A 26,507-nucleotide genomic window follows, 5' to 3' on the forward strand; every position below is an offset into this window, starting at 1 on the left:
CGGGCATGGAAGGGCGGTTCAAAACAGGCACCATCCTTTCGGGGGCAGGCCATGCTGGCCTGATCCTCTGGGTGATGATTGGCGACTGGTTCTTCTCGCCCTCGCCACCGCCTGATGAAATCACCATGACCGTCTCGACCATGACGGCGGGCGAGTTTGACGCGATGGTGGCGGCAGCCCCCCAGGCCTCGGATACGCCCTCAGACGCGCCGGACGCCATCGCCGCGCCCGACCCGGTCGAGCCAGGGCTGAATGAACCTGTCGCAGAGCCCACGCCGCAGCCCGATCCGGCGCCGCAGCCCGAGCCTGTCGCGCCGCCGCCCGAACCCGAGCCAGAGCCACAGCCGACCCCGGATCCGCAGCCTGCCCCCCAGGACACCGCCCCGCCCGAGGCTGTTTTTGCCCCGGAAGAGCAGTCGATCCCGACGATGAGCACCTCGGTGCGGCCAAAGCCGCGCCCGGCGAATATCGTCGCGCCGAACCCGACGCCTGCCAGCGAGAGTGCCGAAACAGCCGAGACGCCGCAGGAAACCGTCGCGCCCACGCCAGAGCCGACGCCCGAGCCGCCGCGCGAGGAACAGACCGCCACCGCTCCGCAGGAGACGGGCGATGTCCTGCGCACCGAAGCGACCGAGGACACCCAGGAATCGCTGGGCATGCAGACCTCGCCGCGCCCGAAACCGCGCCCCAATCGCCCTGCCCCCACGCAAACGCCGCCCGCCGAGACGCAGGATCAGCGTGACGCCCGCATCGCCGCCGAGGTCGCCGCCGAAGACCGCGCCCAGCAGGACCGCGAGAACGCCGCCCGCATCGCCCGCGAACGCGCCGAGCGTGAGGCCGAAGCCGCCGCCATCGCCGCAGCCGCAGCTGCCGCCAGCCAATCCTCGGGCCCGTCAGGCACCGGAGGCCAGGGCCAGGCCGCCAGCGGCCCGCCGCTGAATGCCAGCGAGACCGGCAATATCGCTGCAGCTATTGGCTCGAAGTGGAATGTTGGCACTATGGGCACTGGTGCCATGAGCACCCTGATCGTGGTGCGCGTCACCTTTGACCAAAGCGGCAGGCCGACCGATATGAAGCTGATCGAGTCCTCAGGCCCGAGCCAGAATGACATTGACGTGGCTTTCCGCACTGCCCGCAGTGCAATTGCCCGCGCCTATCAGGAAGGCGGTATCCCTCTGCCCGCTGACAAATATCAGACCTGGAAAGTGTTGGACTTCGTCTTCGATGCCAATGGTATGAGGCTGCGCTGATGGGCCTTGCCGCTGCCCCCTCGCAACGCCTTGGCATGCTCGCCTTTGCGGCGCTGGTGGCCTGCCCGGCCCTGGCCGATGCGCAAATGCGCCAGAACGCGGTGGATGAAAAATTCACCTGCGCCAATCTTGCGCCGAAAAATGCGGTTGATCCGGAGGCCGTCCTGCAGATTGGCCGGGCCATCGCACTTGTCCACAATACAGGCAGTCTGCCAGAGGGCTCAGAGCGGGCGCGTGTCGTGCTGCGGCTGTGCTTCAATCGTGCCCTCAGCAAGCCGGTGATTGATCTTATTGATTACTCCGGGCCAGTCGGTGAGGTCGCCGATGCGACCGAAGCCGCCGCGCGACGGGCGCTTATGCGTGCGCTGAATGCCGGAACACTGAACGGGCCGCTTGACGATCTGACACACGGACGACCGGAAAACGCCGTGATTGATCTGGTCTTCGGCCCCTCCGATGAGGCAGGGCAATGACACAGATGTCAGATGACATCGGAACCCATTTGCGTCGTGATGTGTTAACGGCGGATAGAGTAACCAGGACCCGCAAACCCGGCAACAGACCGGAAAAGACCGGAGCGAGAGGCAGATGACCTTCACCAGAAGAAGCTTTGCGACCACGATGCTGGCAGGGGCCGCGATGATCCCTGCCATGGCCCGCGCCCAGGATGGCCAGCCGCCGCGCATCAACATCACGGGTACCATCGAGGCGATGCCGATTGCCGTTCCCGCCTTTATCGATGAGGGCGGCGCGGGCGATCTGGCGCGCAATCTGGCCTCGGTGGTCTCTTCGGATCTCGACGGCACCGGGTTCTTCCGCACCATCGCCCAGAATGCCTATATCAGCCGCATCCAGGGCTTTGACGGCGCGATCAGCTATGAGGACTGGCGCACCATCAATGCCCGCGTGCTGGTGGTGGGCGCGGTCTCGGCCTCGGGTGACCGGATCACCGTCAAGTTCCGCGCCTATGACGTCTCAAACGGTCAGCAGCTTGAAGGCGCTGCGATGCAATTCGCGGGCACCCGCGCAGGCTGGCGGCGCATGGCGCATAAGGTTGCCGATGTGGTCTATTCCAAGATCACCGGCGAGGGCGGCTACTTCGACAGCCGCGTGGTCTATGTCTCTGAATCGGGGCCGAAAAATGCCCGGTTGAAGCGGCTGGCCGTGATGGATTATGACGGCGCGAATGTGCAGTATCTGACCGACAGCTCGTCCATCGTGCTGGCACCGCGCTTCTCGCCCTCAGGGGATCGGCTGCTTTACACCAGCTATGAGACCGGCTTCCCGCGCATCACCCTGATGAATATGTCGAACCTGTCGCGCCAGACGCTGGCCGAGCAGCCCGGCACCATGACCTTCGCGCCGCGGTTTTCGCCCGATGGCAGCTCGGTTGTGTTCAGCCTGGAGCGGGGCGGCAATACCGACATCTACAAGATGAACCTTTCCTCGGGGCAGACCCAGCAGCTGACCAATGCCCCCTCGATCGAGACCGCGCCCTGCTATTCGCCCGACGGCAGCCGCATCGTCTTTGAAAGCGACCGCACCGGCGGCAGCCAGATCTATATCATGGGCGCAGGCGGCGGCGAGGGACAGCGGATCTCGGGCGGTGCAGGCCGCAACAGCACCCCCGTCTGGAGCCCGCGCGGCGATCTGATCGCCTTCACCAAACAGCATCAGGGCCGGTTCCATATCGGCGTCATGCGCACCGATGGCTCGGAAGAGCGTCTGCTGACCTCCTCCTTCCTGGACGAAGGCCCGACCTGGGCCCCCAATGGCCGGGTGATCATGTTCACCCGCGAAACCGAGGGCGGCGGCGGTCAGGCCTCGCTCTGGTCGGTCGATATTACGGGCCGCAACCTGAAACAGATCCCGACCGAAGGGGCCGCCTCTGACCCGGCCTGGTCGCCACTGTTGCCATAAACCGCCACAAAGGCGCATGGGCAATCCTGCCGGATTCCCCATGCGTCTGAAACCTGCTAACCTGGGCCCTGAAACAGTGGCCCGCGCCGCGACCGATAAGGATTGTTCCCGATGAGCTTTATGCCCAAAGCCCTTCTTCTTCTGGCCTCGCTGGGCCTTGCCGCCTGTCAGAACCCCGACCGCTATGGCTCGGGTGACGGTGGTGCAGGCGGCCCGGGCGGCGCTGGCGGCTCTGGCTATATCGACACCAATGGCCTGGGCGACCCCAGCGACCCGCGCTCGATTGCCTATTTCAATCAAACGGTTGGCGACCGCGTGCTCTTCCTGGTTGACCAGTCGACCGTCTCGGATCAGGGCCGTCAGATCCTGAATGGCCAGGCCAATTGGCTGAACCAGAACCCGGGCTATGCGATCATCATCGAGGGCCATGCCGACGAGCAGGGCACCCGTGAATACAACCTCGCGCTTGGCGCACGCCGCGCGGCCTCGGTGCAGCAATACCTGCTGTCGCAGGGCGTTGCCGGCACCCGGATGCGCACCATTTCTTACGGCAAAGAGCGCCCGATTGAGGTCTGCTCGACCGAGAGCTGCTATTCCAAGAACCGCCGCGCCGTCACGGTGCTGTCGGTCGGCGCCGGGTCCTGATCATGATGCGGGCCGCGAAAGTCAGGCTGATTTTGCCGCTGCTGGCGCTTGGATTTGCCACCCCGGCAGCGGCGGAAAGCCTTGCCGATGTGCGCAATGAACTGGGCCAGCTGGCGGCAGAGTTCAACCAGCTGAAGGCAGAGCTGACCACCACCGGCGCCTCGGCGCGGGTGGGGGGTGCTGATGCGCTGGCCCGCATGGACACGCTTGAGGCCGAGCTGATGCGCCTGACCTCGCGCACCGAGGAAATCGAGCTGAAGCTGAACCGGGTCATCCAGGACGGCACCAATCGTATCGGCGATATCGAGTTCCGCCTTTGCGATGCCGATCCGGCCTGTGATCCGCTGAACATGAGCGCGACCGCCCCTCTGGGTGGCGGTGGCAGCGCAACCACCCCGCCCCCGGCCGCGCCCTCGAATACCGCGTCCAATTCCTCCGCACCCGCGCTTGCCGTCGCAGAACAGGCAGATTTTGACCGGGCCAAGGGGGTGCTCGGTCAGGGTGACTTTCATGGTGCTGCATCGCTCTTTGAGACCTATGCCCAATCCTATCCTGGCGGGCCGCTAGTCCCCGAGGCGCATTACCTGCGCGGCGAGGCCCTGCGTCAGGCGGGCCAGATCGCCCCTTCGGCGCGGGCCTATCTGACGGCCTATAACTCGGCCCCGAATGGCACGATTGCGCCGGATGCGCTTTTGAAACTGGGCGAGGCCTTTGGCCAGTTGGGCGAGCGTGATCAGGCCTGCGTCACCCTGCAGCAGGTGCCGATCAATTTTGCCACCAGCCAGGCCGCATCGCAGGCGACGATTGCGATGCAGGGGCTGGGGTGCCCCTGAGCCCGCAATATCGCTGGCTTGAAACACATGCGCAGGCCGATCGCGGCCTGCTGCAATGCTGCCTGCCGTCTGAGTTTCTCCGGCAAGCTGCCCAGCTTGCGACAGGGCCGAAAATTGGCGTGGCGGTATCGGGCGGCGGCGATTCCATCGCGCTTTTGCATCTGATCGCCCGCGCCGCCCCGCATTTCGGCCTGACCGCCGAGGCCGCCACCATCAATCACCATCTGCGCCCCGAGGCCGCTGAAGAGGCCGCTTTCGTCGCGGACGTCGCCTCTGGTCTGGGGCTGGCGCATCAGACCCTGAACTGGAACGCGCATCCCGAAACCGGGAACCTGATGCAGGCGGCGGGGCAGGCGCGTCTGGATCTGCTGGCCACCTGGGCAAAGGCGCGCGGAATTGCCACGGTCTTTCTGGGCCATACCGCCGATGACCAGGCCGAAACCTTCCTGATGGGCCTGTCGCGGGCCTCTGGCATCGACGGGCTGACCGGCATGCGCCCCAGCTTTGAGCATGCGGGCGTGCAGTTCTGGCGGCCCCTGCTGCAGACCGGGCGGGCGAGCCTGCGCGATTTTCTCACCCGGCACAGCCTGCCCTGGTGCGAGGATCCCTCAAACCAGGATGACCGCTATACCCGCGTCCGTATCCGCAAGGCCTTGCCGGATCTGGCAGCCCTGGGGATCACCCTTTCCGCATTGCGTGAGACGATCTCGAACCTCACCGATGTCCAGGACATGCTGCGCCACAGCCTTGCCGAGGGCTTTGCCCGCTTTGGCACGGAAGAGGCCGGCAGCCTTAATCTTGCGCGAGCCGATTTCGCGGCAAGCCCGGCTGAGCTGCAACGCCGCCTCTTTGTCAGCGCGGCCCGCTGGATTTCGGGCAACCGCCATCCGCCACGCGCGGAAACGGTCAGCCAATCCCTCACCGAGGCTTTGCGCGGGCGCGGCAGCACCTTTGGCGGCTGCCTGATCCGGGTCACTGCGCAAAACATTCGCATCTTCCGCGAGCCGCAGGCGGCGCAGGCGCGGCAGGCCTGGCAGCCGGGGATGATCTGGGATCACCGCTGGAAAATCAGCGGCCCCGCCCGGCCGGGGCTGGAGGTCCGCGCCCTGACCGCCGCGGGCCTTGCCCAGGTCAGGGACTGGCGCGACAGCGGGCTGCGCCGCGACGCCGTTATCGTCTCGCCAGGTCTCTGGCAGGGCGAGCGGCTGATTGCGGCGCCTCTTTTACCTCAATTTGCACATGAATGGTGCGCAGACCTTTACCCATCCTTTGGAAGTTTCATCTTATCGCATTGAACCCGGGGCTGGGATTGCTAAATTAAGCACAAACGCGGCCCCGTCTTAACAAAGGCGATGATGGGCTGCCTGTCGGGAGAAACAAGTGAACAACGCGCGCAATATTGCATTCTGGGTCGTGCTGCTCTTGCTGGTCCTCGCGCTTTTCAACGTCTTCTCGGGCGGCCAGTCGGCAATGAATTCGCGCAGCCTCAGCTGGTCGGAATTTATCCAACAGGTTGACCAGGGTCGGGTGGCCAAGGTCACGCTGGACGGCGAAAGGGTGACAATCCAGACCAAGGACAACAGCACCTTCACCACGATCAAACCCGGCAACGAAGAGGTCGCGGACCGCCTGATCGCCAAAGGGGTCGAGGTCCAGGCCACGCCGCAGCAACAGGGCTTCCTGTCGACGCTGCTTCTGTCTTTCCTGCCCTTCATCCTGCTGATCGGCGTCTGGGTGTTCTTCATGAACCGGATGCAGGGCGGCGGCAAAGGCGGCGCGATGGGCTTTGGCAAAAGCCGGGCGAAACTGCTGACCGAAAAGCAGGGCCGCGTGACCTTTGACGACGTGGCCGGCATTGATGAGGCCAAGGAAGAGCTGGAAGAGATCGTCGAATTCCTGCGCAACCCGCAGAAATTCTCGCGCCTTGGCGGCAAAATCCCGAAAGGGGCGCTGCTTGTCGGCCCGCCCGGCACCGGGAAAACCCTGCTCGCCCGCGCCATCGCAGGCGAGGCTGGCGTGCCTTTCTTCACCATCTCCGGCTCTGACTTTGTTGAGATGTTCGTAGGCGTCGGCGCAAGCCGCGTGCGCGATATGTTTGAACAAGCGAAGAAAAACGCGCCCTGCATCGTCTTCATCGACGAGATCGACGCCGTTGGCCGCGCCCGTGGCGTGGGCATGGGCGGCGGCAATGATGAGCGCGAACAGACGCTGAACCAGCTGCTGGTTGAGATGGACGGGTTTGAGGCCAATGAAGGCGTGATCATCGTCGCGGCCACCAACCGCAAGGACGTGCTGGACCCCGCGCTTTTGCGCCCGGGCCGTTTTGACCGCCAGATCACCGTCGGCAATCCTGATATCAAGGGCCGCGAAAAGATCCTTAACGTGCATGCCCGCAAGATCCCGCTGGGTGCCGATGTAGATCTGCGCACCATCGCCCGCGGCTCGCCCGGTTTCTCGGGTGCGGATCTGGCGAACCTCGTCAATGAGGCGGCGCTGACCGCTGCCCGCGTTGGCCGCCGCTTTGTCACCATGGCTGATTTCGAGCATGCCAAGGACAAGGTGATGATGGGGGCCGAGCGCCGCTCGATGGTGATGTCGCCCGAAGACAAGGAAATGACCGCCTATCATGAGGCCGGTCACGCGATCGTTGGCATCAAGCTGCCGAAATGCGACCCGGTCTATAAGGCCACGATCATGCCGCGCGGCAATGCGCTTGGCATGGTGATGAGCCTGCCGGAAATGGACCGTCATTCCTGGCACAAGGACCAGATGAAGGACCGCATCGCCATGACCATGGCGGGCAAGGCGGCCGAAATCAAGAAATGGGGCGATGAGCGCGTTTCCTCGGGGCCTTCGGGCGATATCCAGCAGGCCTCCAGCGTGGCGCGGGCTATGGTGATGCGTTGGGGCATGTCGGAAAAAATCGGCAATATCGACTATTCCGAGGCGCATGAAGGCTATCAGGGCAATACCGGCGGCTTCTCGGTCTCGGCCGAAACCAAGCGCCTGATCGAGGATGAGGTCAAATCCATCATCGACGAAGGCTATGCCCGTGCGATGCAGATCCTCAATGAAAATGAGGAAGAGTTTGAGCGTCTGGCCCAGGGCCTGATCGAATATGAGACCCTGACCGGCGAAGAAATCAACCGGGTCATCGCGGGTCGCAAACCCGATGATGAAGGCGGGGATGAGGGCAAAGATGAGGCCGCGCCCTCGGTGCTGGCGGTTCCCAAAACCACCCGCGCCCCGCGTGGCCCGCAGGCTGGCGACGCAGAGCCCAGCCCGACCTGATAACCGGACGTGCTGACAGTTACAAAACCGGGATAGGCCTTGGCGCATATCCCGGTTTTCTTTTGTGATGCCCTCACAGCTGTGCCAGGGATGATTGGAAAACAAAAGAGAGTGGTTTAAGGGTGAACCATTCTGACGGGAGGACGGGAATGTCGAACGGAATGCAGGATGAAGCAGCACAGGCCGCACGCCAGGCCGCACTGAATTACCACGAATTTCCCAAACCCGGTAAGCTTGAGATCCGGGCAACCAAGCCGCTGGCCACCGGACGCGACCTCTCGCGCGCCTATTCCCCGGGCGTGGCCGAGGCCTGCCTGGAAATCAAGGCAGACCCGGCGACTGCAGCCCGTTACACTTCTCGCGGCAATCTGGTGGCGGTGATCTCAAACGGCACCGCCGTTCTGGGGCTGGGAAATATCGGGGCGCTGGCCTCGAAACCTGTGATGGAAGGCAAGGCCGTCCTTTTCAAGAAATTCGCCAATATCGACTGTTTTGATATCGAGGTGAATGAAAACGACCCCGAAAAGCTGGCAGAGATCGTCTGCTCGCTTGAGCCGACCTTCGGCGCGATCAATCTGGAAGACATCAAAGCCCCCGATTGTTTTATCGTTGAACGAATTTGCCGCGAGCGGATGAATATCCCGGTCTTTCATGACGATCAGCACGGCACGGCCATCGTCGTCGGTGCGGCTGCGACCAATGCGATGATCGTGGCGGGCAAGAAATTCGCCGATATCAAGCTGGTCTCGACGGGTGGTGGCGCGGCTGGCATCGCCTGTCTTGAGATGCTGGTGAAGCTTGGCGTGAAGCGCGAAAATATCTGGCTTTGCGATCTGGAAGGGCTGGTCTATCAGGGCCGCGAAGCGCAGATGACGCCGCAAAAGGCGGCCTTTGCACAGGGAACCGCGCCCGCCACCCTGGCCGAGGTGATCAAAGGCGCCGATATGTTCCTCGGCCTGTCCGGCCCTGGCGTTCTGACCCCGGAAATGGTCGCCACCATGACCAAAAAGCCGATCATCTTCGCGCTGGCCAATCCAAATCCCGAGATCCTTCCCGATGCGGCCCGCGCGGTCGCCCCCGATGCGATCATTGCCACCGGGCGTTCTGATTTTCCCAATCAGGTCAATAACGTGCTGTGTTTCCCCTTCATCTTCCGGGGTGCCCTGGATGTCGGGGCAACCACCATCAATGATGAGATGGAGCTGGCCTGTATCGAGGGTATCGCCGCGCTGGCCCGCCAGACGACCTCGGCCGAAGCGGCAGCAGCCTATCAGGGCGAGCAGCTCACTTTCGGCCCCGATTACCTGATCCCGAAGCCCTTCGATCCGCGTTTGATCGGGGTTGTCGCCTCGGCTGTGGCCACGGCTGCCACCCAATCCGGCGTCGCCGCCCGCCCGCTGAGCGATCCCGAAGCCTATAAGAGCAAGCTGGACGGCTCGGTTTTCCGCTCGGCCCTGCTGATGCGCCCGGTATTTGAGGCCGCCCGCACCGCCACCCGCCGCATCGTCTTTGCCGAGGGCGAGGATGAGCGCGTGCTGCGCGCCGCCAATGCCATGCTGGAAGAAACCACCGACGTGCCGATCCTGATCGGCCGCCCCGAAGTGGTCGAGGCCCGCTGCGAACGCTACGGTCTTGGCATCCGCCCGGGCCGCGATTTCCACCTGGTGAACCCGGAAAACGACCCGCGTTACCGCGATTATTGGGGCACCTATCACGAATTGATGGCCCGCCGGGGCGTCAGCCCCGATATTGCCCGCGCGATCATGCGCACCAATACCACCGCCATCGGCGCGGTGATGGTGCATCGTGATGAGGCCGACAGCATGATCTGCGGCACCTTCGGACAATATCACTGGCATTTGAATTACATTCGCCAGATTTTGGCGCGTGACGGTCGCCATGCGGTTGCCGCGCTTTCGATGATGATCCTGGAAGATGGCCCGCTCTTCATTGCCGACACCCATGTCAACGCCGAGCCGACCCCGCAGCAGGTGATGGAAACCGCGATGGGCGCCGCCCGGCACCTGCGCCGCTTTGGTCTGACGCCGAAGGTCGCGCTCTGTTCGCAAAGCCAGTTCGGCAATATGGACAACCGTTCCGGCCGGGTGATGCGCGAGGCGCTTGAGCTGCTTGACGCGCGCGAACCCGACTTCGCCTATGAAGGCGAGATGAATGTCGACACCGCGCTTGACCAGGGGCTGCGCGACCGTCAGCTGCCGGGCGGCCGTTTTGAAGGCGCCGCCAATGTGCTGGTCTTTGCCTCGGCCGATACCGCGTCTGGCGTGCGTAACATCCTGAAAATGCGGGCTGGTGGCCTGGAAGTCGGGCCGATCCTGATGGGCATGGGCAATAAGGCGCATGTGGTGACCCCGGCAATCACCGCACGCGGGCTTTTGAATATGTCGGCCATCGCCGGCACCCCGGTCTCGCACTACAGCTAAGACTGCAAACGCGCCCGGGCGCAGAGAATCACCCCTCTGCGCCCGTGGCAGGCCTATCGCGCAGAATTTGCAAACCCGCGCGGAATTTACCGCCAGATTATCAACAGATTCATCTTTGCAAATATTTCGCAACCTGCCGCCGCGAATTCTGCAAACTATTTCACAACATGGCACAGTGTTGCCGGTAACAAAGTTGCGCCCTGCCCTGCCCTGACATAACAAATGCTTAAGTCTGGAGGAGGGCCGACGATGGGTTACCGCGAAATCTACGCGCAATGGAAAGCTGATCCCGAAGCATTCTGGATGCAGCAGGCAAAGGCCATCGACTGGGACAGGCCCCCCTCGCGCGCTTTGAATGCCGATCGCGCCCCCATTTACGAATGGTTCAGTGATGGGCTGGTAAACACCTGCTGGAATGCAGTTGACCGCCATGTCGAGGCCGGGCGCGGCGATCAGCTGGCGATCATCCACGACAGCCCCGTCACCCATCTGCGGCGCGGCATCACCTATCGTGACCTGCAAAAGCGCGTCGCCAGCCTGGCGGGCGCCTTGCGGGCCAAAGGCGTGACCAAAGGCGACCGCGTCATCATCTATATGCCGATGATCCCCGAGGCGCTGGAGGCGATGCTGGCCTGCGCCCGTCTGGGGGCGATCCATTCGGTGGTCTTTGGCGGATTTGCCGCAAATGAGCTGGCGGTCCGCATTGACGACTGTCAACCCAAGGCAATCATCGCCGCCTCCTGCGGGATCGAGCCGTCGCGCATCGTGCATTACAAACCGCTGCTGGATGCCGCCATCGACCAGGCCAGCCACAAGCCCGATTTCTGCGTGATCTTCCAGCGCGAACAAGAGGTTGCGAAGCTGACAGAGGGCCGCGATGTGGCCTGGCATGCCTTTCAGTATGGCGTTGAGCCTGCCGAATGCGTGCCCGTCGAGGGCAATCACCCCGCCTATATCCTTTACACCTCTGGCACCACCGGCGCGCCAAAGGGCGTGATCCGCGCCACCGGCGGCCATCTTGTCGCGCTGAACTGGACCATGAAAGCGATCTACGACATGGACCCGGGCGAGGTGTTCTGGGCCGCCTCGGATGTGGGCTGGGTCGTTGGCCACAGCTATATCTGCTATGCGCCGCTGATCAAAGGCTGCACCACCGTGGTCTTTGAGGGCAAGCCCGTCGGCACTCCGGATGCGGGCACTTTCTGGCGGGTGATTGCGGAAAACAAGGTAAAGACCTTCTTCACCGCCCCCACCGCACTGCGGGCCATCAAACGCGACGATCCCGGCGGCGAATTTGTTAAAGAATACAATCTGAAGCATCTGAAATACTGCTTCCTCGCCGGCGAGCGGGCCGATCCCGACACCATCGCCTGGGCCGAGCGCAATCTGAATGTGCCGGTTATCGACCACTGGTGGCAGACCGAGACCGGCTGGGCCATTGCCGCAAACCCGATGGGGATCGAGCCTCTTGCGGTCAAACATGGCTCTCCTTCGGTGCCGATGCCCGGCTATGACATTCAGGTGCTTGATGAGGGCGGCCATCCGTTGCCTGCGGGCAAGCTGGGGGCGATCACCATCAAACTGCCGCTGCCGCCCGGCAATCTGCCCGGCCTCTGGCAGGCCGAAGAGCGTTTCCGCAAAAGCTATCTGACGCAGTTCCCCGGCTATTATGAGACCGGGGATGCCGGCTATATCGACGAGGATGGCTATCTCTACATCATGGCCCGCACCGATGACGTGATCAATGTCGCGGGGCACCGCCTGTCGACCGGCGCCATGGAAGAGGTTCTGGCCTCGCATCCCGATGTCGCCGAATGCGCGGTGATCGGGGTTGCGGACGCGCTGAAGGGCCAGTCTCCGCTGGGCTTTTTGTGCCTGAATCGCGGCGCGACGCGGCCCCATGATGAGGTCGTCACCGAATGCGTCAAACTGATGCGTGAGCGGATCGGCCCGGTGGCCGACTTCAAACGCGCCCTGGTGATCGAGCGGCTGCCGAAAACACGCTCGGGCAAGATCCTGCGCGGCACAATGGTGAAGATCGCGGATGGCACAGAGTGGAAAATGCCCGCAACCATCGACGATCCGGCGATCCTCGATGAGATTGCAACGGCCCTGAAAACCATCGGCCTGGCCCGCTGATCGCACCTGCCCCCAGATCGCACCTGCTCCCAGACAGCCCCGGCGCAGTCTGGGGGCGACCTGGGGGTTACCTTCGGGGGCAACCTGGCCCCCGTTTCGATCCGTGAAATTTCCGCCCATTAAGACCAGGGCGGCAGAACAATCCCCGCCGCCCCCTCTGGACCTGGTCGCGCCGACATGCCAGCCTCAGGGCATGTGCCTCACCCCAATCGCATTTTACAAAGACCCCACCTTTGATCAGCCCCCGCTGATCCGGGCTGCACCGGGCCTTACGACATGGGGGGCAAAATGAGCCTGACCAGGCTGCCGGTTCTGCTGGTCGAGGAAACGCCCTCGCTGCTGTTCGTCTATCGCTCGGTGCTGAGTGCGGCGGGGATAGAGGCCTATCCCACCACAACCGCCGCCGAAGCGCTGCAGCTTTTGCACCAGGTGCGGCCTGGCGTGGTGGTGCTGGATCTGATGCTGCCCGACCGCGATGGCCTGGCGCTGATGTCAGAGATGCTGGCGGTCAATCCGGATCTTTGCGTGGTCGTCATGTCCGCGCAGGATTCGGTCGACCGGGCGGTGGCGGCGATGCGGGCCGGGGCGTTTGATTTCCTGCTGAAACCCTTTGAGGAGAACCGCTTCCTGGCCGCCATCCGGGCAGCCCAGGACGCGGCTCAGAACGCAGCTCAGAACACACCGGGCCCGACCGGGGCCACGCGCCCCGCCCCCCCCGGCCGTCGGGCAGCACAGCACTCAGGCAGCGCCGCCCACAGCCCACTGGCGGCCAGACGCCGCGCCGATCCCTCTGCAGGCCAGGATTCGGCAGTCAGCATCGGCTCGTCCGAGGCCATGAAAACGGTGCATCAGGTGATCGCATCCGTGGCACGATCCATCGCCACCGTGTTCATCACCGGGGAAAGCGGCACCGGAAAAGAGCTGGCCGCGATTGCGCTGCATGCCCAATCCGCGCGCGCCAGAGGCCCGTTTATCGCATTAAACTGTGGCGCGATCCCGCATGACCTGCTGGAATCAGAGGTGTTTGGCCATCTGAAGGGCAGTTTTACCGGGGCGATTGCCGACAGGCCCGGCGCGGCAGCCGCAGCCGATGGTGGCACGCTGTTTCTGGACGAGGTCTGCGAGATGGCCCCTGCCCTGCAGACCAAGCTGCTGCGTTTCCTGCAGACCTCTATGGTGCAACCGCTGGGCGCGGTTCGCCCCCATAAAGTGGATGTGCGCATCATCTGCGCCACCAACAAGGATCCGGTGCAGGCGGTTGCGCAGGGCCAGTTCCGCGAGGACCTCTATTACCGCCTGCATGTCGTGCCGCTGCATCTGCCGCCGCTGCGTGATCGCGGTCGTGATGCTGTTGAGATCGCCGAGGTCGCCCTGCGCAGGTTTGGTGCCGAAGAGGGCAAAAGCTTTGCCGGGCTCGCCCCAGAGACGCAGCGCATCCTCTCGCGCCAGCGCTGGCCCGGGAATGTGCGCCAGCTTTTGAATGTGGTGCGCAATATCGTGGTGATGAACCCGGGCGGCATGGTCACCCCCGATATGTTGCCCACTGATATTTTGCGCAGCGATCCGGGGCAGGTCTGGCCGCGCCAGGGCGGCCTGCAGGATGCGATTGCGGGTCAGGCCGATGATCCCTTTGCGGGCCAGACCCTTGCCGGGATCGAACGCCGCGCGATTGAGGCCGCGCTTGCCCGTCACCAGGGATCAGTTCCAAAGGCCGCGCATGAGCTGGCGATATCGGTCTCAACGCTCTATCGCCGGATTGAGGCCTGGCGGACGGGATCAGAGTAGGGCGGGGCCAGAGTAGGGCACCGCTGCGCGCGGATGGCGGTCAGACAAACTGCTCACGAATCAGACGTTCTTCCAGCCCGTGGCCAGGGTCGAACAGCAGCCGATAGCTGATCGCCGGGTCGGAATGGATCAGAACCGAGATCACATCGCGCACCGAATTGCGGCTGTCCGCATCGACCATAACCGGACGCTTGTCAGGGTCAAGCACATCAAACCGGACCTGCGCGCCTTTGGGCAACAGCGCCCCGCGCCAGCGCCGGGGCCGGAAGGCAGACATCGCCGTCAGCGCCAGAACCTCGGCCCCGATCGGCAGGATCGGCCCATGCGCCGAATAGTTGTAAGCGGTTGATCCGGCCGGGGTCGCCAGCAAAGCCCCGTCGCAGACCAGCTCTGCCAGCCGCTCGCGCCCGTCGACCGACACTTTCAGCCGCGCCGCCTGTGGCCCCTGGCGCAAAAGCGAGACCTCATTGACCGCAAGCGCCTGCGAGATTTTGCCGCGCACATTTTCCGCCCGCATGGAAAGCGGGTTCAGCAGCGCCTCTTCGGCCTGGGCAAGGCGCTCGGGCAGGCCATCATCGGAATAGGCATTCATCAAAAAGCCAATGGTGCCGCAATTCATCCCATAGACCGGAAGGTCGCGGCCCGACTGCGCATGCAGCGTCTGCAGCATAAAGCCATCGCCGCCAAGTGCCACGATCACCGAGGCGCGCCGCTGATCAGACTGGCCGTAACGGTTGACCAGACGGGCAAAGGCCTCCTGCGCGGCAGGGGCCTTTGAGGCGGTGAATCTGATCCTGGTCTGCATGGGTGCCCTCCGTCAGGCGGCAACCCTGACCCTGGCGGGCTGGAAACTCAAGCCCCGCCTGCAGTTCCAGGGCAACACGCAGATCAGGCCCACGCCCATCCCGGGCAAACGTCCGGCCGATCGTAGCGAATCACTGCAGCCTGACACCGCTATTTCGCAGCCATGTTTGAACCTGTCGCTTTACGGCCTTTCCCTGCACAGACACGTGATCTAAAGACCCAAATACGATCAGATGACCGCCCATGGCCCAAGGGAGATGAGTATGACCGCCCAGACCCGCGATTCCGGTTTCTTCACTGAATCACTTTCCTCGCGCGACCCCGAGCTTTTTGGCTCGGTGCGCTCTGAACTTGGCCGCCAGCGCGACGAGATCGAGCTGATTGCCTCTGAGAACATCGTCTCTCTGGCGGTGCTGGAGGCCCAGGGCTCGGTCCTGACCAACAAATATGCCGAGGGTTACCCGGGCAAGCGCTATTACGGCGGCTGCCAGTTTGTCGATATCGCCGAGACCCTGGCGATTGAACGCGCCAAGCAGCTGTTTGGCTGTAAATTCGCCAATGTGCAGCCCAATTCCGGCAGCCAGATGAACCAGGCCGTGTTCCTGGCGCTTTTGCAGCCGGGCGACACCTTCATGGGGCTTGACCTGAATTCGGGCGGCCACCTGACCCATGGCTCGCCGGTCAATATGTCCGGCAAGTGGTTCAAGGTTGTCTCTTATGGCGTGCGTCAGCAAGACCAGCGCCTCGACATGGAAGAGGTGCGGGCAAAAGCGCTGGAGCATCGGCCAAAGCTGATCCTGGCAGGTGGAACCGCCTATAGCCGTGAATGGGACTGGGCCGCCTTCCGGGCGATTGCTGATGAGATCGGTGCCTACCTCCATGTTGATATGGCGCATATCGCGGGCCTCGTGGCCGGTGGCGTGCATGCCTCGCCCCTGCCGCATGCCCATGTGGTGACCACTACGACCCACAAGAGCCTGCGTGGCCCGCGTGGGGGTATGATCCTCACAAATGATGAAGACATCGCTAAGAAAATCAATTCGGCGGTCTTCCCCGGCCTGCAGGGCGGCCCGCTGATGCATGTGATCGCGGCCAAGGCTGTCGCCTTCGGCGAAGCGCTGCGGCCAGAGTTCAAAACCTATGCAGCCCAGGTCAAGGCCAATGCGGCGGCAATGGCGGATGAGCTGATGAAGGGTGGCATCGACATCGTTTCGGGCGGCACCGATAACCATCTTTGCCTCGCCGATCTGCGCCCGAAGAAGGTGACCGGCAAGGCAGCCGAAGCCGCACTTGGCCGCGCGCATATCACCTGCAACAAAAACGGCGTGCCGTTTGATCCGGAAAAGCCGTTTGTCACCTCGGGCATCCGTCTGGGTGCGCCTGCGGGCACCACGCGCGGCTTTGGCGATGCCGAGTTCCGCCAGATCTCGCGCTGGATTGTCGAAGTCGTCGACGGGCTGGCCGCCAATGGCGAAGATGGCAATGCCGAGGTCGAAGCCAAGGTGAAAGCAGAGGTCAAAGCCCTGTGCGACCGCTTCCCGCTTTACCCCACGCTCTGAGCCAATATCTTATGTGAAATTGAAAAAGCGCCGGTGATGATCACCGGCGCTTTTTGGTTTTTCGGTCTCATTTGGCGTCGCAGATCACCTGGCGTTGCAGATCACGCGGGCCGGATGCGCCTCCTCGCGCATTTGGCCTGCGGCAGCCTCCAGACCCGACCTGCAGTTCTGACTTGCAGATTCACGCCTGCAGATTCTGGCCTGCAGCTCAGATGTGGCCGGGTGCGGTCGCCTGCAGATGGTTGGCCACAATCGGGCGGCCGGTAAAGGTGCGATCATCAACACGGACGACCACCGTTCCATCTGGGTTCTGACTGACCATGAGACCCTGAACCGAAATGCAACTGCCGATAGATATCGTGCGCAACATTATTTCCGCCTCCTCCTCAGGATATAGCCATAGTTACCCATGTATTGTCGCATTTTGAAACAGAAAAATTAACGAATTCGGAAGAAATATGGCGCAGGCTGGGCGACTGTCGCCGAATGGGCTACAGCCAGTCGCGCAGAATGGGGATCAGCGGCAAATCTGCCGGGGGCATCGGATAGTCGCGCAGCTTTGCAGGCTCTACCCAGGCGAGCGTCTGCCCCTCGCGCGGAGTGGGGATGCCCTGCCATTTGCGGCAGGCAAAAAGCGGCATCAGAAGATGGAAATCCTCATAGCTGTGGCTGGCGAAGGTCAGCGGCGCAAGGCAGCTTTGCCAGGTGTCGATGCCGATTTCCTCTTTCAGCTCGCGGATCAGGCAGGCCTCGGGGGTTTCGCCTGGCTCGACCTTGCCGCCGGGAAACTCCCACAGGCCTGCAAGGCTTTTGCCGGGGGGGCGTTGGGCAAGCAGGATGCGGCCATCGGCGTCGATCAGGGCAACAGCAGAGACAAGAAGAAGTTTCATAACGCTCTCGGTTTTGCGGGGGCCAGGGGCTTTTCCCCAGCGAACATCCTCTACCTGAACCGGCGGCGCAAAGGATGCGCACGCCGCCGGATGTTTAAGGACAGATCAGGAGCGGTAATCGGCGTTGATTGCGACATAGCGGTCGGTCAGATCGCAGGTCCAGACCGTGCGTTTGGCGCGACCCATGCCGAGGTTGACGTCGATCAACAGCTCTTGCCCCTTCATATAGGCCGCGCCCTCTTCTTCGGTGTAAGAGGGGGATTTCCAGCCTTTTTCAGCCACCAGGATGTCGCCGAAACGGATCGTCAGGCGGTCACGCTCGGCATTGGCGCCGGATTTGCCGATGGCCATGACGATACGGCCCCAGTTCGGATCCTCGCCCGCCACGGCGGTTTTCACCAGCGGCGAATTGGCGATGGCAAAGGCGGCTTTGGCGGCGTCTTGGTCGCTGGCCGCGCCTGAGACGCGCACCTCGATCAGTTTGGTCGCGCCTTCGCCGTCGCGCACCACCTGCAGGGCCAGATCCTGCATCACCTGGGCCAGCGCGGCCTCAAAGGCCTTCAGGGCCGGCCCCTTGAGGGCAAGCGCCTCGGATTGTCCGGTTGCGGCCACCAAAAGCGTGTCAGAGGTCGAGGTGTCGCTGTCGACCGTGATCGAGTTGAAGGTGCCGCCGACATGGCGCGAGACCAGCTTTTGCAAAGCGGCCTGGCTGATTTTGGCATCGGTGAAGATATAGACCAGCATGGTCGCCATATCCGGCGCGATCATGCCCGAGCCTTTGGCGATGCCCGCGATATGGATTTCGCCGCCCTCACCCTGGATGGTGGCGGTGGCACCTTTGGGGAAGGTGTCGGTGGTCATGATCGCCTGGGCCGCACCCTCGATCGCGGCCTCGGTCAGGCCAGCTGCGAGATCATCAATCACAGCAGTGATTTTCTCGAAGGGCAGCGGCTCGCCGATGACGCCGGTGGAGGATGAGAAGACGCGGCTGGCGGGGATGCCAAGCGCGGCCGCAACGCCGCCTGTGACCGCAGCCACCGCCTTATCGCCCACCTTGCCGGTGAAGGCATTGGAATTGCCCGAGTTTACGATGATTGCCGCGCCGTCACCGGGGGCAGCTTTCAGCGCCAGTTTCGCCTCGCAATCGCGCACGCAACCAGAGCGCGTGGTCGAGGTGGTGAAGGCGCCCGCAATCGCGGTACCGGGTGCAAGGCGCACCAGCATCACGTCTTTGCGGTTCTTGTATTTGATGCCTGCGCCGATGGCAGAGAACTCTGCGCCTTTGATTACCGGCAATGCGGGGAACTGCGCCGGGGCCAGCGGCGATACCGGATGCGCCACCTTATGCACCGCCGCCGCCACCCCGGTCACCGCGTCTGACACCGCATCAGAGACCCGGTCGGCCACCGGGGCCATGGCCTCACTGACCCGCTCTTTCAGTTTGCGGACCTTTTTCTTCAGGTTCTTCGCCTCGGTCTTCCAGTCAGTCTTGGCCATGTGATCCTCCGTCCGCCTGGGCAAGCTGTGCCTGCCGCATTGTTCTGTCACCCGTGTAACGCCCTGATCAGTCGATCAGAGCGCTTTTTTTCAGCAGTTCAGGATCGAGGCCCGCGCCGGGCTTTTCGACCCTGGCGCCTGCGGTAAGGGTGGCGATATGGGCCTCAACGGCCTCACGCTCGACCTCGGCTGCAAGATCCTCGCGCACCTCATCCAGGGTGGGCACGGGCAGATCGCGCGTCTCATGAACCAGGATCAGGTGCCAGCCGAACTGGCTTTGCACCGGATCAGAGACCTTGCCCGGGGTTGCGGCAACCACCGCATCCTCAAAGGGTTTCACCATCATCCCCAGCGGGAACCAGCCCAGATCGCCGCCCGCAGCACCCGAGCCGGTATCGGTCGATTCCTCTTTGGCCAGCGTTGCGAAATCAGCGCCTGCGTCCAGCTGGGCTTTGATCGCCTTGGCCTCTTCCTCGGTCTCGACCAGGATATGGGACGCGCTGTATTCCTTTTGCGGAACCGCATTCGCGTATTTGGCATCCCAGGCCTTTTGCAGCGCGGCATCGGTCACTGCGGTTTCCGCAATCTTGCGGATCACGTCACCCGACAGATAGCCGCGCGTCGAATTGGCGATCATCGCCTCATCGCGTGTCGTCAGGGTGGTGACCGACTGGGCCAGCGCCTCTTGCTGCACCAGCTGCTCAAGGATGCCGTTGAAAAGCGCGTTATCGGGCAGGGTCAGATATTGCGGCGGCAGCGTCTCGCGCATGGCAATCATCTGTCCCAGGGTGATCTCTTTGCCATTCACGGTTGCAACCACCGTGGCGGCCGTCTCGCCTTCGGCCAGGGCCGGGGCTGCAAGCGGGGCCATCAGGGCACCCGCCAACACAAATGCTGCTGCCCTCATGCGCTTTTCCAGTGCCATTCCACTTACTCCCGTAATGCCGCAGAGCCTGCGAACGTTGACTATGATCCTTCAAACCCTTACATCGCGGCAGTCCGCGTGATCCCGGGCTTTGCAGGACTTACCCCGGCTTTCTATGTAAGGCGTTAAGGCCGGGCAAGTCACAGCCTGATGACATCACGCAAGAACGTCCGCACGGAGAGATCATGCTGGGTCTGGGAACGCTCGCGAAGAAGGTCTTTGGCTCGTCCAATGACCGCAAGGTCAAGACCACCAGGTCTCTGGTCGCCAAAATTAACGCGCTTGAGCCGGAGTTTGCCGCGCTCAGCGATGAGGGCCTTGTCGCAAAGACCCGCGAATTTCAAAAGCGCGTGCAGGAAGGCGGCGAAAGCCTGGATGCCATCCTGCCCGAGGCTTTCGCAAATTGTCGTGAAGGCGCGAAACGCTCGCTGGGGCTGCGGGCCTTTGATGTGCAGCTGATGGGCGGGATCTTCCTGCACCAGGGCAATATCGCCGAGATGCGCACGGGTGAGGGCAAGACGCTTGTCGCCGCCTTCCCGGCCTATCTGAACGCGCTGACCGGAAAGGGCGTCCATGTCGTTACCGTCAACGACTATCTGGCCCGCCGCGACGCCGATACCATCGGCAAGGTGCATGCCAAGCTGGGGCTGTCGACCGGGGTCGTCTACCCCTGGCAGCCCGATGACGAGAAACGCGCTGCCTATGCCGCCGACGTCACCTATGCGACCAATAACGAGCTGGGCTTCGACTACCTTCGTGACAATATGAAGGGCTCGATCGAGGATATGATGCAGCGCGGGCATTTCTTTGCCATCGTTGACGAGGTCGACTCGATCCTGATCGACGAGGCCCGCACGCCGCTGATCATCTCTGGCCCCAGCCAGGACCGCAGCGAGCTTTACACCCAGATCAACGCGCTGATCCCGGCTCTGGTGGCCGAGGATTACACGCTGGACGAAAAGACCCGCAACATCACCTATACCGAGGCCGGCAACGACCATATCGAGGTGCTTTTGCGTGAGGCAGGCGTCCTGCCCGAGGGCCAGCATCTCTTCGCCCCGGAATCGACCACCATCGTCCACCACATCAACCAGGCGCTGCGCGCCCATAAGATGTTCCACCGCGACCAGCAGTATATCGTCCGCGATGGCGAGATCGTGCTGATCGACGAGTTCACCGGCCGGATGATGAAGGGCCGCCGCCTGTCCGAGGGTCTGCATCAGGCCATCGAGGCGAAAGAAGGCGTGCAGATCCAGCCCGAGAACGTGACGCTGGCCTCTGTCACCTTCCAGAACTACTTCCGCCTTTATGAAAAGCTGGCCGGCATGACCGGCACCGCCGCGACCGAGGCCGAGGAATTCATGCAGATCTACGGGCTTGGCGTGGTCGAAGTGCCCACCAACCGCCCCGTCGCCCGCAAGGATGACCACGATCAGGTCTACCGCACCGGGATTGAGAAGTTCAAAGGCATCGTCGCCACGATCAAAGAGGCGCATGAGCTGGGCCAGCCGATTCTGGTCGGCACCACCTCGATCGAAAAATCCGAAGAACTGTCGACGATGCTGAAGGCCGAGGGCATTGCCCATAACGTGCTGAACGCCCGCCAGCATGAGCAAGAGGCCAAGATCGTGGCCGACGCGGGTCGCCCCGGCGCGGTGACGATTGCGACCAACATGGCGGGCCGCGGCACCGATATTCAGCTTGGCGGCAATGTCGAGATGAAGGTGATCGAAGAGCTTGACGCCAATCCCGATGCCGATCCGGTGGCGCTGCGCGCCCGGATCGAGGCCGAACATGCCGAAGAAAAGGCAAAAGTGCTCGATGCGGGCGGTCTTTTTGTGCTGGGCACCGAGCGCCACGAATCGCGCCGGATCGACAACCAGCTGCGCGGTCGCTCGGGCCGTCAGGGTGACCCGGGCCGCTCGGCCTTCTTCCTGTCGCTGGAAGATGACCTGATGCGGATCTTCGGCTCGGATCGTCTGGACAAGATCCTCTCGACGCTGGGCATGAAAGAGGGCGAGGCGATTGTTCACCCCTGGGTGAATAAATCGCTGGAGAAAGCCCAGGCCAAGGTTGAGGGCCGCAACTTTGACGTCCGCAAATCGCTTTTGCGCTTTGACGACGTGATGAACGACCAGCGCAAGGCCGTGTTCAGCCAGCGTCTCGACATCCTCAAGGCCGAGCATGTCTCGGAAATCGCGCAGGATATGCGCCACCATGTCATTGACGATATGGTTGACGAATTCATGCCGCCGAAGACCTACCCGGACGCCTGGAACCTTGAAGGCCTGCGCGAGGCCGGGCGTCAGCGCCTGAACATGGACCTGCCGATCGAGGCCTGGGCCGCCGAGGAAGGCGTCGATCAGGCCGCAATGGCCGAGCGTATCATCGAACATTCCGACCGCTATATGGCGGAAAAGGCCGAAGGTTTTGGCCAGAGCACCATGATCCAGATCGAAAAGCAGGTCATGCTGCAGGCCATCGACGCCAAATGGCGCGACCACCTTCTGCGGCTGGAACATCTGCGCTCGGTGATCCATTTCCGCCAATATGCGCAGCGTGACCCGCTGAATGAGTATAAAACCGAGGCTTTCCAGCTGTTTGAAACCATGCTCGACAGCCTGCGCGTGCAGGTGACCGAACAGCTGGGCCGCGTCCGCCCGCTCTCGAAAGAAGAGCAGGAAACCATGATGGCGCAGATGCTGGCCCAGCAGGCCGCACAGGCCGGAATCGAGATGCCGCAGCCTGAAGCCTCGTCGCAGCCCGCAGAGGCGGCTCAGACCGCAGCCGCGCCGGGCTTTGACGAGAACAACCCCGAGACCTGGGGCAACCCAGGCCGCAATGACCTTTGCCCCTGCGGCTCGGGTGAAAAGTTCAAACATTGCCACGGCAAGCTGTGATCTGATCGCAAGCTGCAGACTGGTCTTTCCCGGGCCCCCTGTCCTGATACGGCAGGGGGCCCGTTCATTACCGGGACGCGGCAGCCCGCAGTTTTGCCAGGCCCCGCTTGGCAAGTCCCGCATAATCGAAACTTAAGGAATCACCCCCATCATCACTGCCAGAACAGAGGCAAAAGTGGGTGTCAGGTGCCGTGTGACGGGCTTCGATGGTTCTCTGACTGGAAACATTCCACAGTCACGCCATGCGAATGCCGCTATTCAAAGCGATACAGGCACCAGTGCAGACGATTCCTGGTTGGCGAATAATTGAAATGACGCGCAGATTATTAAGAGTTGTAGCAGTTCTGGGTGTGGCGCTTGGCGCGGGCTATCTGGTGCAAAATATGCAAAAAAACCAGACCGCCCACGGCGCATCTTCTGCCCGGCTGCAGGCCATTGGCAGCATCGAACAGGTCGCAGCCAGGACCGATCCCGGGATTCAGACCTATGGCGACAGATCGGCCGAGCTGACACTGGCCCCCTCGCCAGAGACCGCTTCAGCGCTTGCAGAGACCTCATCCACCGAACAATCCGCCCCCGACGCTTTGGCGGCTGATATACCGCTGGAAGCCGCCGGTGGCGCGTGCAGACCCGATTTGCAGGTCCGTGCCGCAGATCGCGGCATGCTTGATGTAATGCTCACCGCCAGCTGCAGCGCGGGCGCGGGTGTAACCCTCAGCCATGCCGGCCTGACATTTACTGCCAGGCTGGATGATGCCGGAAAGCTGGCCCTCTCGCTGCCCGGCTTTGACAGTGCAGGTGAGGTCCAGGCGCTGACAGCGGATGGATTTTTTGCAAATGCGGCGGCGCCCCTGGCTGACCTGAACAGCATTCGCCGCCTGGCTGTGCAATGGATCGCCGATGATGCATTCCAGCTGCGCGCCACTGAAAACACGTCGGAATTTGGCAGCGATGACGATGTCAGTGCTGCAAGCCCGCTTTCGCCCGCTGGCGGTTCGCTGTTGCATCTGGGTGATTCCAGCCTGGACGTTCCGATGCTTGCCGAGATCTACACCTGGCCACAGGACGAGGCCGTTGCCAGCCTTCCTGTCGTCGAGGCTGCCGTCACCGATACCACCTGCGGGCGGCGCATCCATGGGGAGTTGCTGCGCCTGGAAAATGGGCGCCGATCGCTGGAAAACCTGAGCTTCAACATGCCAGGATGTGATGCCACAGGCGATATTATGGTGTTGAATAATCTCGTCCCGGATAAGACACTGGTGGCAGCAAACTAAGCCGAACCAGCCCCGGTGGGAGCAGATGATAACGCGATCCGGTGCAGCGGGCTTTCTCGCTGCGCTTCTTTTCACTCTCCTGCCCATCCTGCCAGGCCCTGCCAAAGCTCAGGATATCACTCTGATCTCGCGTGAGGGCAGCATCGTGCTGCCCGGAACGCTGCAAGGGTATGATGGCGAGTTTTACCGCATCGAAACCGCCTGGGGGCTGCTGACAGTTGATGGCCAGGGGGTGATCTGCGAGGGCCCCGCCTGCCCCGATCTGACGACCCCGCGCGCCACTATCCGCGTGGTTGGCGCCCCCGATGCCGGAGAGCGGCTGCTGCCCCCCCTGTTTCGCAGCTTTGCCGCCGTGCGCGGCATGGCGTTTCGTGAGGTGACGCCGCCCGAAGGCGCCGTCTGGGCCGCACAGATTTTCAAAGAGCAGGACGATACGGTGCTGGCCGATATCGCCTTCACGCCGATGCTGCCCGATCAGGCCCGTACGGCACTGGAAAGCGGCGGGGCAGAGTTGCAGCTTTCGGCGATTCCCTCACGCACCACTGGCGCGCGGCCAATCGCGCTGGACGCCCTGGTGCCAGTGATGGCCCCGGGAAATCCGACGCCGCAGATTTCAACCGTCAACCTGGCCCGCGCCCTCTCTGGCCAGGCGAAAAACTGGCGCGATATGGGCGGGCCCGATATGCCCATCGTGCTGCATGGACTTGCGTCCGACACCGACATGTCCCGCGCCCTGTCCGAGCGGCTGGGGGCAGAGATCAAAGCAGACGTGCTGCATCCCGATATGGCCAGCCTGGCTGAGGCGGTTGCGAAAGACCCCTGGGCGCTGGCGATCACGGGCCGCGCCGAAATGGCCCCGGCCTCTGCCGCACCGCTGGTGGACAGCTGTGGCTTTCCGCTGCTGCCGCTGCCGATTGCCGTTAAGGCCGAAGATTATCCGCTGGCCCTGCCACAATTCCTGCTGCCTGCCCCACGACGCATCCCCGTTTTCGCCCGTGAGTTTCTGGAATTTACCGCCACGCCCCGCGCGGGCCATGTAGTTGCAGCCGCCGGGTTCATCGACCGCTCGGTCGAATCGGCACCGATGACCCAGGACGGGCTGCGCCTGATCAATGCCATTCTGGGGGCTGGCGACGATGTCACGCTTACCGACCTGAAACGTCTGGCAGAGGTGATGAACGGGGCAGACCGCCTTTCGCTGACGTTCCGTTTTGAGGAAAACACCTCGGTTCTGGACGCCAGCAGCCAGGAAAATCTGGCACAGTTGGCCCGGATGATCGCCTCAGAAAGCTTTCCTGCCAAGACGCTGATTTTGGCGGGTTTTTCGGATGGAAAGGGCGAGGCCAGCGCCAATAAAGCCCTTTCTGCGGAACGGGCGGGGCGTGTTGCCCAGGATCTGGCCGATCTTGCCCCCGACCTGCGCGCGGATCAGATCCCGATCACCGAGGGCTTTGGCGAAGCGCTGCCAATGGCCTGTGATGAGACGGTGATCGGCCGTCGGCTTAATCGCCGGGTCGAGTTGTGGATCGTGCCCAATTTCACGCCAGAGCCCCTCTGACCTTACAAATAGCCCAGCGAGCGAAAACTGACCTCACGCCCCTGGCCGATAACCAGGTGGTCATGCAGGGTAATCCCAAGCGCGTTGCAGGCGTCCTGGATCTGCATCGTCATCGAGATATCCGCGTCTGACGGGGTTGGGTCGCCCGACGGGTGATTGTGGACCAGGATCATCGCAGAGGCATTCAGCTCTAACCCGCGTTTGACCACCTCGCGGGGATAGACCGGCACATGGTCAACCGTGCCCTTTGCCTGTTCTTCATCGGCGATCAGCACGTTTTTGCGGTCCAGGAACAGGATGCGGAACTGCTCGGTCTCGCGATGCGCCATGACAGTGTGGCAATAGTCGAGCAGCGCATCCCATGAGGAAAGGACCGGCTGATTGATCACCCGCGCCCGCATCATCCGCTGCGCCGAGGCGCCAACGATATGCAGCTCCAGCGCGACGGCCTCCCCCACGCCTTTCACCGTCAAAAGGCGGCTAAGGGGCGCCGTCACGACCCGATTGAAATCGCCGAAGGTCTCCAGCAACAAACGGGCCAGCGGCTTTACATCCTGGCGCGGGATAGCACGAAAGAGCAGCAGTTCCAGCAGTTCATAATCCGGCATTGCGGAGGCGCCACCTTCCAGAAAACGGCTGCGCAAACGCTTGCGATGATCCTGGATGTAGCTGGGCAAACGCCCGCCCGCCCCTGTCGGAACCGTTTCAGCAAGCGCCTCATCCCCGAAAGGAAGGAAGGGCGGCAGCGGTGATTCTGCGAAGGATTGATGCTTTGCCATAAGGCCAGCATCCGGGC

At 62.7% G+C, this 26,507-nt stretch carries 20 protein-coding genes; 14 read left to right on the plus strand and 6 right to left on the minus strand.

Going from position 1 to position 26,507, the window contains the following annotated elements; genetic code table 11:
• The first annotated feature begins 5 nt into the window (after positions 1-5).
• From tolA to HOY34_RS02895, 10 genes are all read left to right on the plus strand, one after another.
• Entirely contained in the window at positions 6-1,250 is a 1,245-nt protein-coding gene (tolA, locus tag HOY34_RS02850; protein ID WP_172359814.1) for a cell envelope integrity protein TolA, read from the plus strand.
• Positions 1,250-1,723, plus strand: a complete 474-nt coding sequence (locus HOY34_RS02855) for a hypothetical protein (protein ID WP_172359815.1) — start codon at positions 1,250-1,252, stop codon at positions 1,721-1,723. Before tolA ends, HOY34_RS02855 begins: the two co-directional genes overlap by 1 nt.
• Positions 1,724-1,838: 115 nt before the next feature.
• Positions 1,839-3,170 (plus strand): Tol-Pal system beta propeller repeat protein TolB, encoded by a 1,332-nt coding sequence (gene tolB / locus HOY34_RS02860; protein ID WP_172359816.1) that lies wholly within the window; start codon positions 1,839-1,841, stop codon positions 3,168-3,170.
• A 111-nt stretch (positions 3,171-3,281) separates the two neighbouring features.
• Positions 3,282-3,815: a peptidoglycan-associated lipoprotein Pal gene (gene pal / locus HOY34_RS02865; RefSeq protein ID WP_172359817.1), complete on the plus strand. Its 534-nt coding sequence runs from the start codon at positions 3,282-3,284 to the stop codon at positions 3,813-3,815.
• Positions 3,816-3,817: 2 nt separating this feature from the next.
• Positions 3,818-4,648, plus strand: a complete 831-nt coding sequence (gene ybgF / locus HOY34_RS02870; RefSeq protein ID WP_172359818.1) for a tol-pal system protein YbgF — start codon at positions 3,818-3,820, stop codon at positions 4,646-4,648.
• Positions 4,639-5,943 (plus strand): tRNA lysidine(34) synthetase TilS, encoded by a 1,305-nt coding sequence (gene tilS, locus HOY34_RS02875; protein ID WP_172359819.1) that lies wholly within the window; start codon positions 4,639-4,641, stop codon positions 5,941-5,943. Before ybgF ends, tilS begins: the two co-directional genes overlap by 10 nt.
• A gap of 85 nt (positions 5,944-6,028) precedes the next feature.
• Complete coding sequence (gene ftsH / locus HOY34_RS02880) at positions 6,029-7,939, plus strand: ATP-dependent zinc metalloprotease FtsH (RefSeq protein ID WP_172359820.1); 1,911 nt, start codon at positions 6,029-6,031, stop codon at positions 7,937-7,939.
• A gap of 149 nt (positions 7,940-8,088) precedes the next feature.
• Positions 8,089-10,380 (plus strand): NADP-dependent malic enzyme, encoded by a 2,292-nt coding sequence (locus HOY34_RS02885; RefSeq protein WP_172359821.1) that lies wholly within the window; start codon positions 8,089-8,091, stop codon positions 10,378-10,380.
• A gap of 249 nt (positions 10,381-10,629) precedes the next feature.
• The gene (locus tag HOY34_RS02890) at positions 10,630-12,519 is read left to right on the plus strand and encodes a propionyl-CoA synthetase (protein WP_172359822.1); all 1,890 of its coding nucleotides are present in this window, start codon (positions 10,630-10,632) and stop codon (positions 12,517-12,519) included.
• A 288-nt stretch (positions 12,520-12,807) separates the two neighbouring features.
• Entirely contained in the window at positions 12,808-14,304 is a 1,497-nt protein-coding gene (locus tag HOY34_RS02895) for a sigma-54-dependent transcriptional regulator (protein ID WP_253944153.1), read from the plus strand.
• A 40-nt stretch (positions 14,305-14,344) separates the two neighbouring features.
• On the opposite strand, the gene HOY34_RS02900 is transcribed toward HOY34_RS02895, so the two are convergent.
• Complete coding sequence (locus HOY34_RS02900) at positions 14,345-15,109, minus strand: NAD kinase (protein WP_172359824.1); 765 nt, start codon at positions 15,107-15,109, stop codon at positions 14,345-14,347.
• 262 nt (positions 15,110-15,371) lie between these two features.
• On the opposite strand from HOY34_RS02900, the gene glyA reads away from it, so the two are divergent.
• A complete protein-coding gene (gene glyA / locus HOY34_RS02905; protein ID WP_172359825.1) occupies positions 15,372-16,667 on the plus strand; it encodes a serine hydroxymethyltransferase in 1,296 nt (431 codons plus the stop codon).
• A 208-nt stretch (positions 16,668-16,875) separates the two neighbouring features.
• Here the strand turns inward: glyA and HOY34_RS02910 are convergent, their stop codons facing one another.
• From HOY34_RS02910 to HOY34_RS02925, 4 genes are all read right to left on the minus strand, one after another.
• Positions 16,876-17,037, minus strand: a complete 162-nt coding sequence (locus tag HOY34_RS02910) for an RlpA-like double-psi beta-barrel domain-containing protein (RefSeq protein ID WP_172359826.1) — start codon at positions 17,035-17,037, stop codon at positions 16,876-16,878.
• A gap of 121 nt (positions 17,038-17,158) precedes the next feature.
• The gene (locus tag HOY34_RS02915) at positions 17,159-17,557 is read right to left on the minus strand and encodes a (deoxy)nucleoside triphosphate pyrophosphohydrolase (RefSeq protein WP_172359827.1); all 399 of its coding nucleotides are present in this window, start codon (positions 17,555-17,557) and stop codon (positions 17,159-17,161) included.
• 105 nt (positions 17,558-17,662) lie between these two features.
• Positions 17,663-19,054, minus strand: a complete 1,392-nt coding sequence (gene argJ, locus HOY34_RS02920) for a bifunctional glutamate N-acetyltransferase/amino-acid acetyltransferase ArgJ (protein WP_172359828.1) — start codon at positions 19,052-19,054, stop codon at positions 17,663-17,665.
• A gap of 67 nt (positions 19,055-19,121) precedes the next feature.
• On the minus strand, positions 19,122-19,961 hold the full coding sequence (locus HOY34_RS02925; RefSeq protein WP_172359829.1) for a peptidylprolyl isomerase: 840 nt from the start codon (positions 19,959-19,961) through the stop codon (positions 19,122-19,124).
• 203 nt (positions 19,962-20,164) lie between these two features.
• Between HOY34_RS02925 and secA the strand changes: the two genes are divergently transcribed.
• From secA to HOY34_RS02940, 3 genes are all read left to right on the plus strand, one after another.
• The gene (secA, locus tag HOY34_RS02930; RefSeq protein ID WP_172359830.1) at positions 20,165-22,879 is read left to right on the plus strand and encodes a preprotein translocase subunit SecA; all 2,715 of its coding nucleotides are present in this window, start codon (positions 20,165-20,167) and stop codon (positions 22,877-22,879) included.
• Positions 22,880-23,190: 311 nt separating this feature from the next.
• Complete coding sequence (locus HOY34_RS02935) at positions 23,191-24,153, plus strand: hypothetical protein (protein ID WP_172359831.1); 963 nt, start codon at positions 23,191-23,193, stop codon at positions 24,151-24,153.
• Positions 24,154-24,178: 25 nt separating this feature from the next.
• Complete coding sequence (locus tag HOY34_RS02940) at positions 24,179-25,711, plus strand: phosphate ABC transporter substrate-binding/OmpA family protein (RefSeq protein ID WP_172359832.1); 1,533 nt, start codon at positions 24,179-24,181, stop codon at positions 25,709-25,711.
• A gap of 2 nt (positions 25,712-25,713) precedes the next feature.
• Here the strand turns inward: HOY34_RS02940 and radC are convergent, their stop codons facing one another.
• Positions 25,714-26,490 (minus strand): RadC family protein, encoded by a 777-nt coding sequence (gene radC / locus HOY34_RS02945; protein ID WP_172359833.1) that lies wholly within the window; start codon positions 26,488-26,490, stop codon positions 25,714-25,716.
• Positions 26,491-26,507 lie beyond the last annotated feature (17 nt).

It is taken from the genome of Pseudogemmobacter hezensis (assembly GCF_013155295.1).
GTDB classification, from domain to species: domain Bacteria; phylum Pseudomonadota; class Alphaproteobacteria; order Rhodobacterales; family Rhodobacteraceae; genus Pseudogemmobacter; species Pseudogemmobacter hezensis.

What these genes read in the sequence shown, in the direction of transcription:
- tolA (WP_172359814.1), top strand. Translation starts at nt 6, where the DNA reads ATGGAAGGGCGGTTCAAAACAGGCACCATCCTTTCGGGGGCAGGCCAT.
- HOY34_RS02855 (WP_172359815.1), top strand. Translation starts at nt 1,250, where the DNA reads ATGGGCCTTGCCGCTGCCCCCTCGCAACGCCTTGGCATGCTCGCCTTT.
- tolB (WP_172359816.1), top strand. Translation starts at nt 1,839, where the DNA reads ATGACCTTCACCAGAAGAAGCTTTGCGACCACGATGCTGGCAGGGGCC.
- pal (WP_172359817.1), top strand. Translation starts at nt 3,282, where the DNA reads ATGAGCTTTATGCCCAAAGCCCTTCTTCTTCTGGCCTCGCTGGGCCTT.
- ybgF (WP_172359818.1), top strand. Translation starts at nt 3,818, where the DNA reads ATGATGCGGGCCGCGAAAGTCAGGCTGATTTTGCCGCTGCTGGCGCTT.
- HOY34_RS02885 (WP_172359821.1), top strand. Translation starts at nt 8,089, where the DNA reads ATGTCGAACGGAATGCAGGATGAAGCAGCACAGGCCGCACGCCAGGCC.
- HOY34_RS02890 (WP_172359822.1), top strand. Translation starts at nt 10,630, where the DNA reads ATGGGTTACCGCGAAATCTACGCGCAATGGAAAGCTGATCCCGAAGCA.
- HOY34_RS02895 (WP_253944153.1), top strand. Translation starts at nt 12,808, where the DNA reads ATGAGCCTGACCAGGCTGCCGGTTCTGCTGGTCGAGGAAACGCCCTCG.
- HOY34_RS02900 (WP_172359824.1), bottom strand. Translation starts at nt 15,109, where the DNA reads ATGCAGACCAGGATCAGATTCACCGCCTCAAAGGCCCCTGCCGCGCAG.
- glyA (WP_172359825.1), top strand. Translation starts at nt 15,372, where the DNA reads ATGACCGCCCAGACCCGCGATTCCGGTTTCTTCACTGAATCACTTTCC.
- HOY34_RS02910 (WP_172359826.1), bottom strand. Translation starts at nt 17,037, where the DNA reads ATGTTGCGCACGATATCTATCGGCAGTTGCATTTCGGTTCAGGGTCTC.
- HOY34_RS02915 (WP_172359827.1), bottom strand. Translation starts at nt 17,557, where the DNA reads ATGAAACTTCTTCTTGTCTCTGCTGTTGCCCTGATCGACGCCGATGGC.
- argJ (WP_172359828.1), bottom strand. Translation starts at nt 19,054, where the DNA reads ATGGCCAAGACTGACTGGAAGACCGAGGCGAAGAACCTGAAGAAAAAG.
- HOY34_RS02925 (WP_172359829.1), bottom strand. Translation starts at nt 19,961, where the DNA reads ATGAGGGCAGCAGCATTTGTGTTGGCGGGTGCCCTGATGGCCCCGCTT.
- secA (WP_172359830.1), top strand. Translation starts at nt 20,165, where the DNA reads ATGCTGGGTCTGGGAACGCTCGCGAAGAAGGTCTTTGGCTCGTCCAAT.
- HOY34_RS02935 (WP_172359831.1), top strand. Translation starts at nt 23,191, where the DNA reads ATGACGCGCAGATTATTAAGAGTTGTAGCAGTTCTGGGTGTGGCGCTT.
- HOY34_RS02940 (WP_172359832.1), top strand. Translation starts at nt 24,179, where the DNA reads ATGATAACGCGATCCGGTGCAGCGGGCTTTCTCGCTGCGCTTCTTTTC.
- radC (WP_172359833.1), bottom strand. Translation starts at nt 26,490, where the DNA reads ATGGCAAAGCATCAATCCTTCGCAGAATCACCGCTGCCGCCCTTCCTT.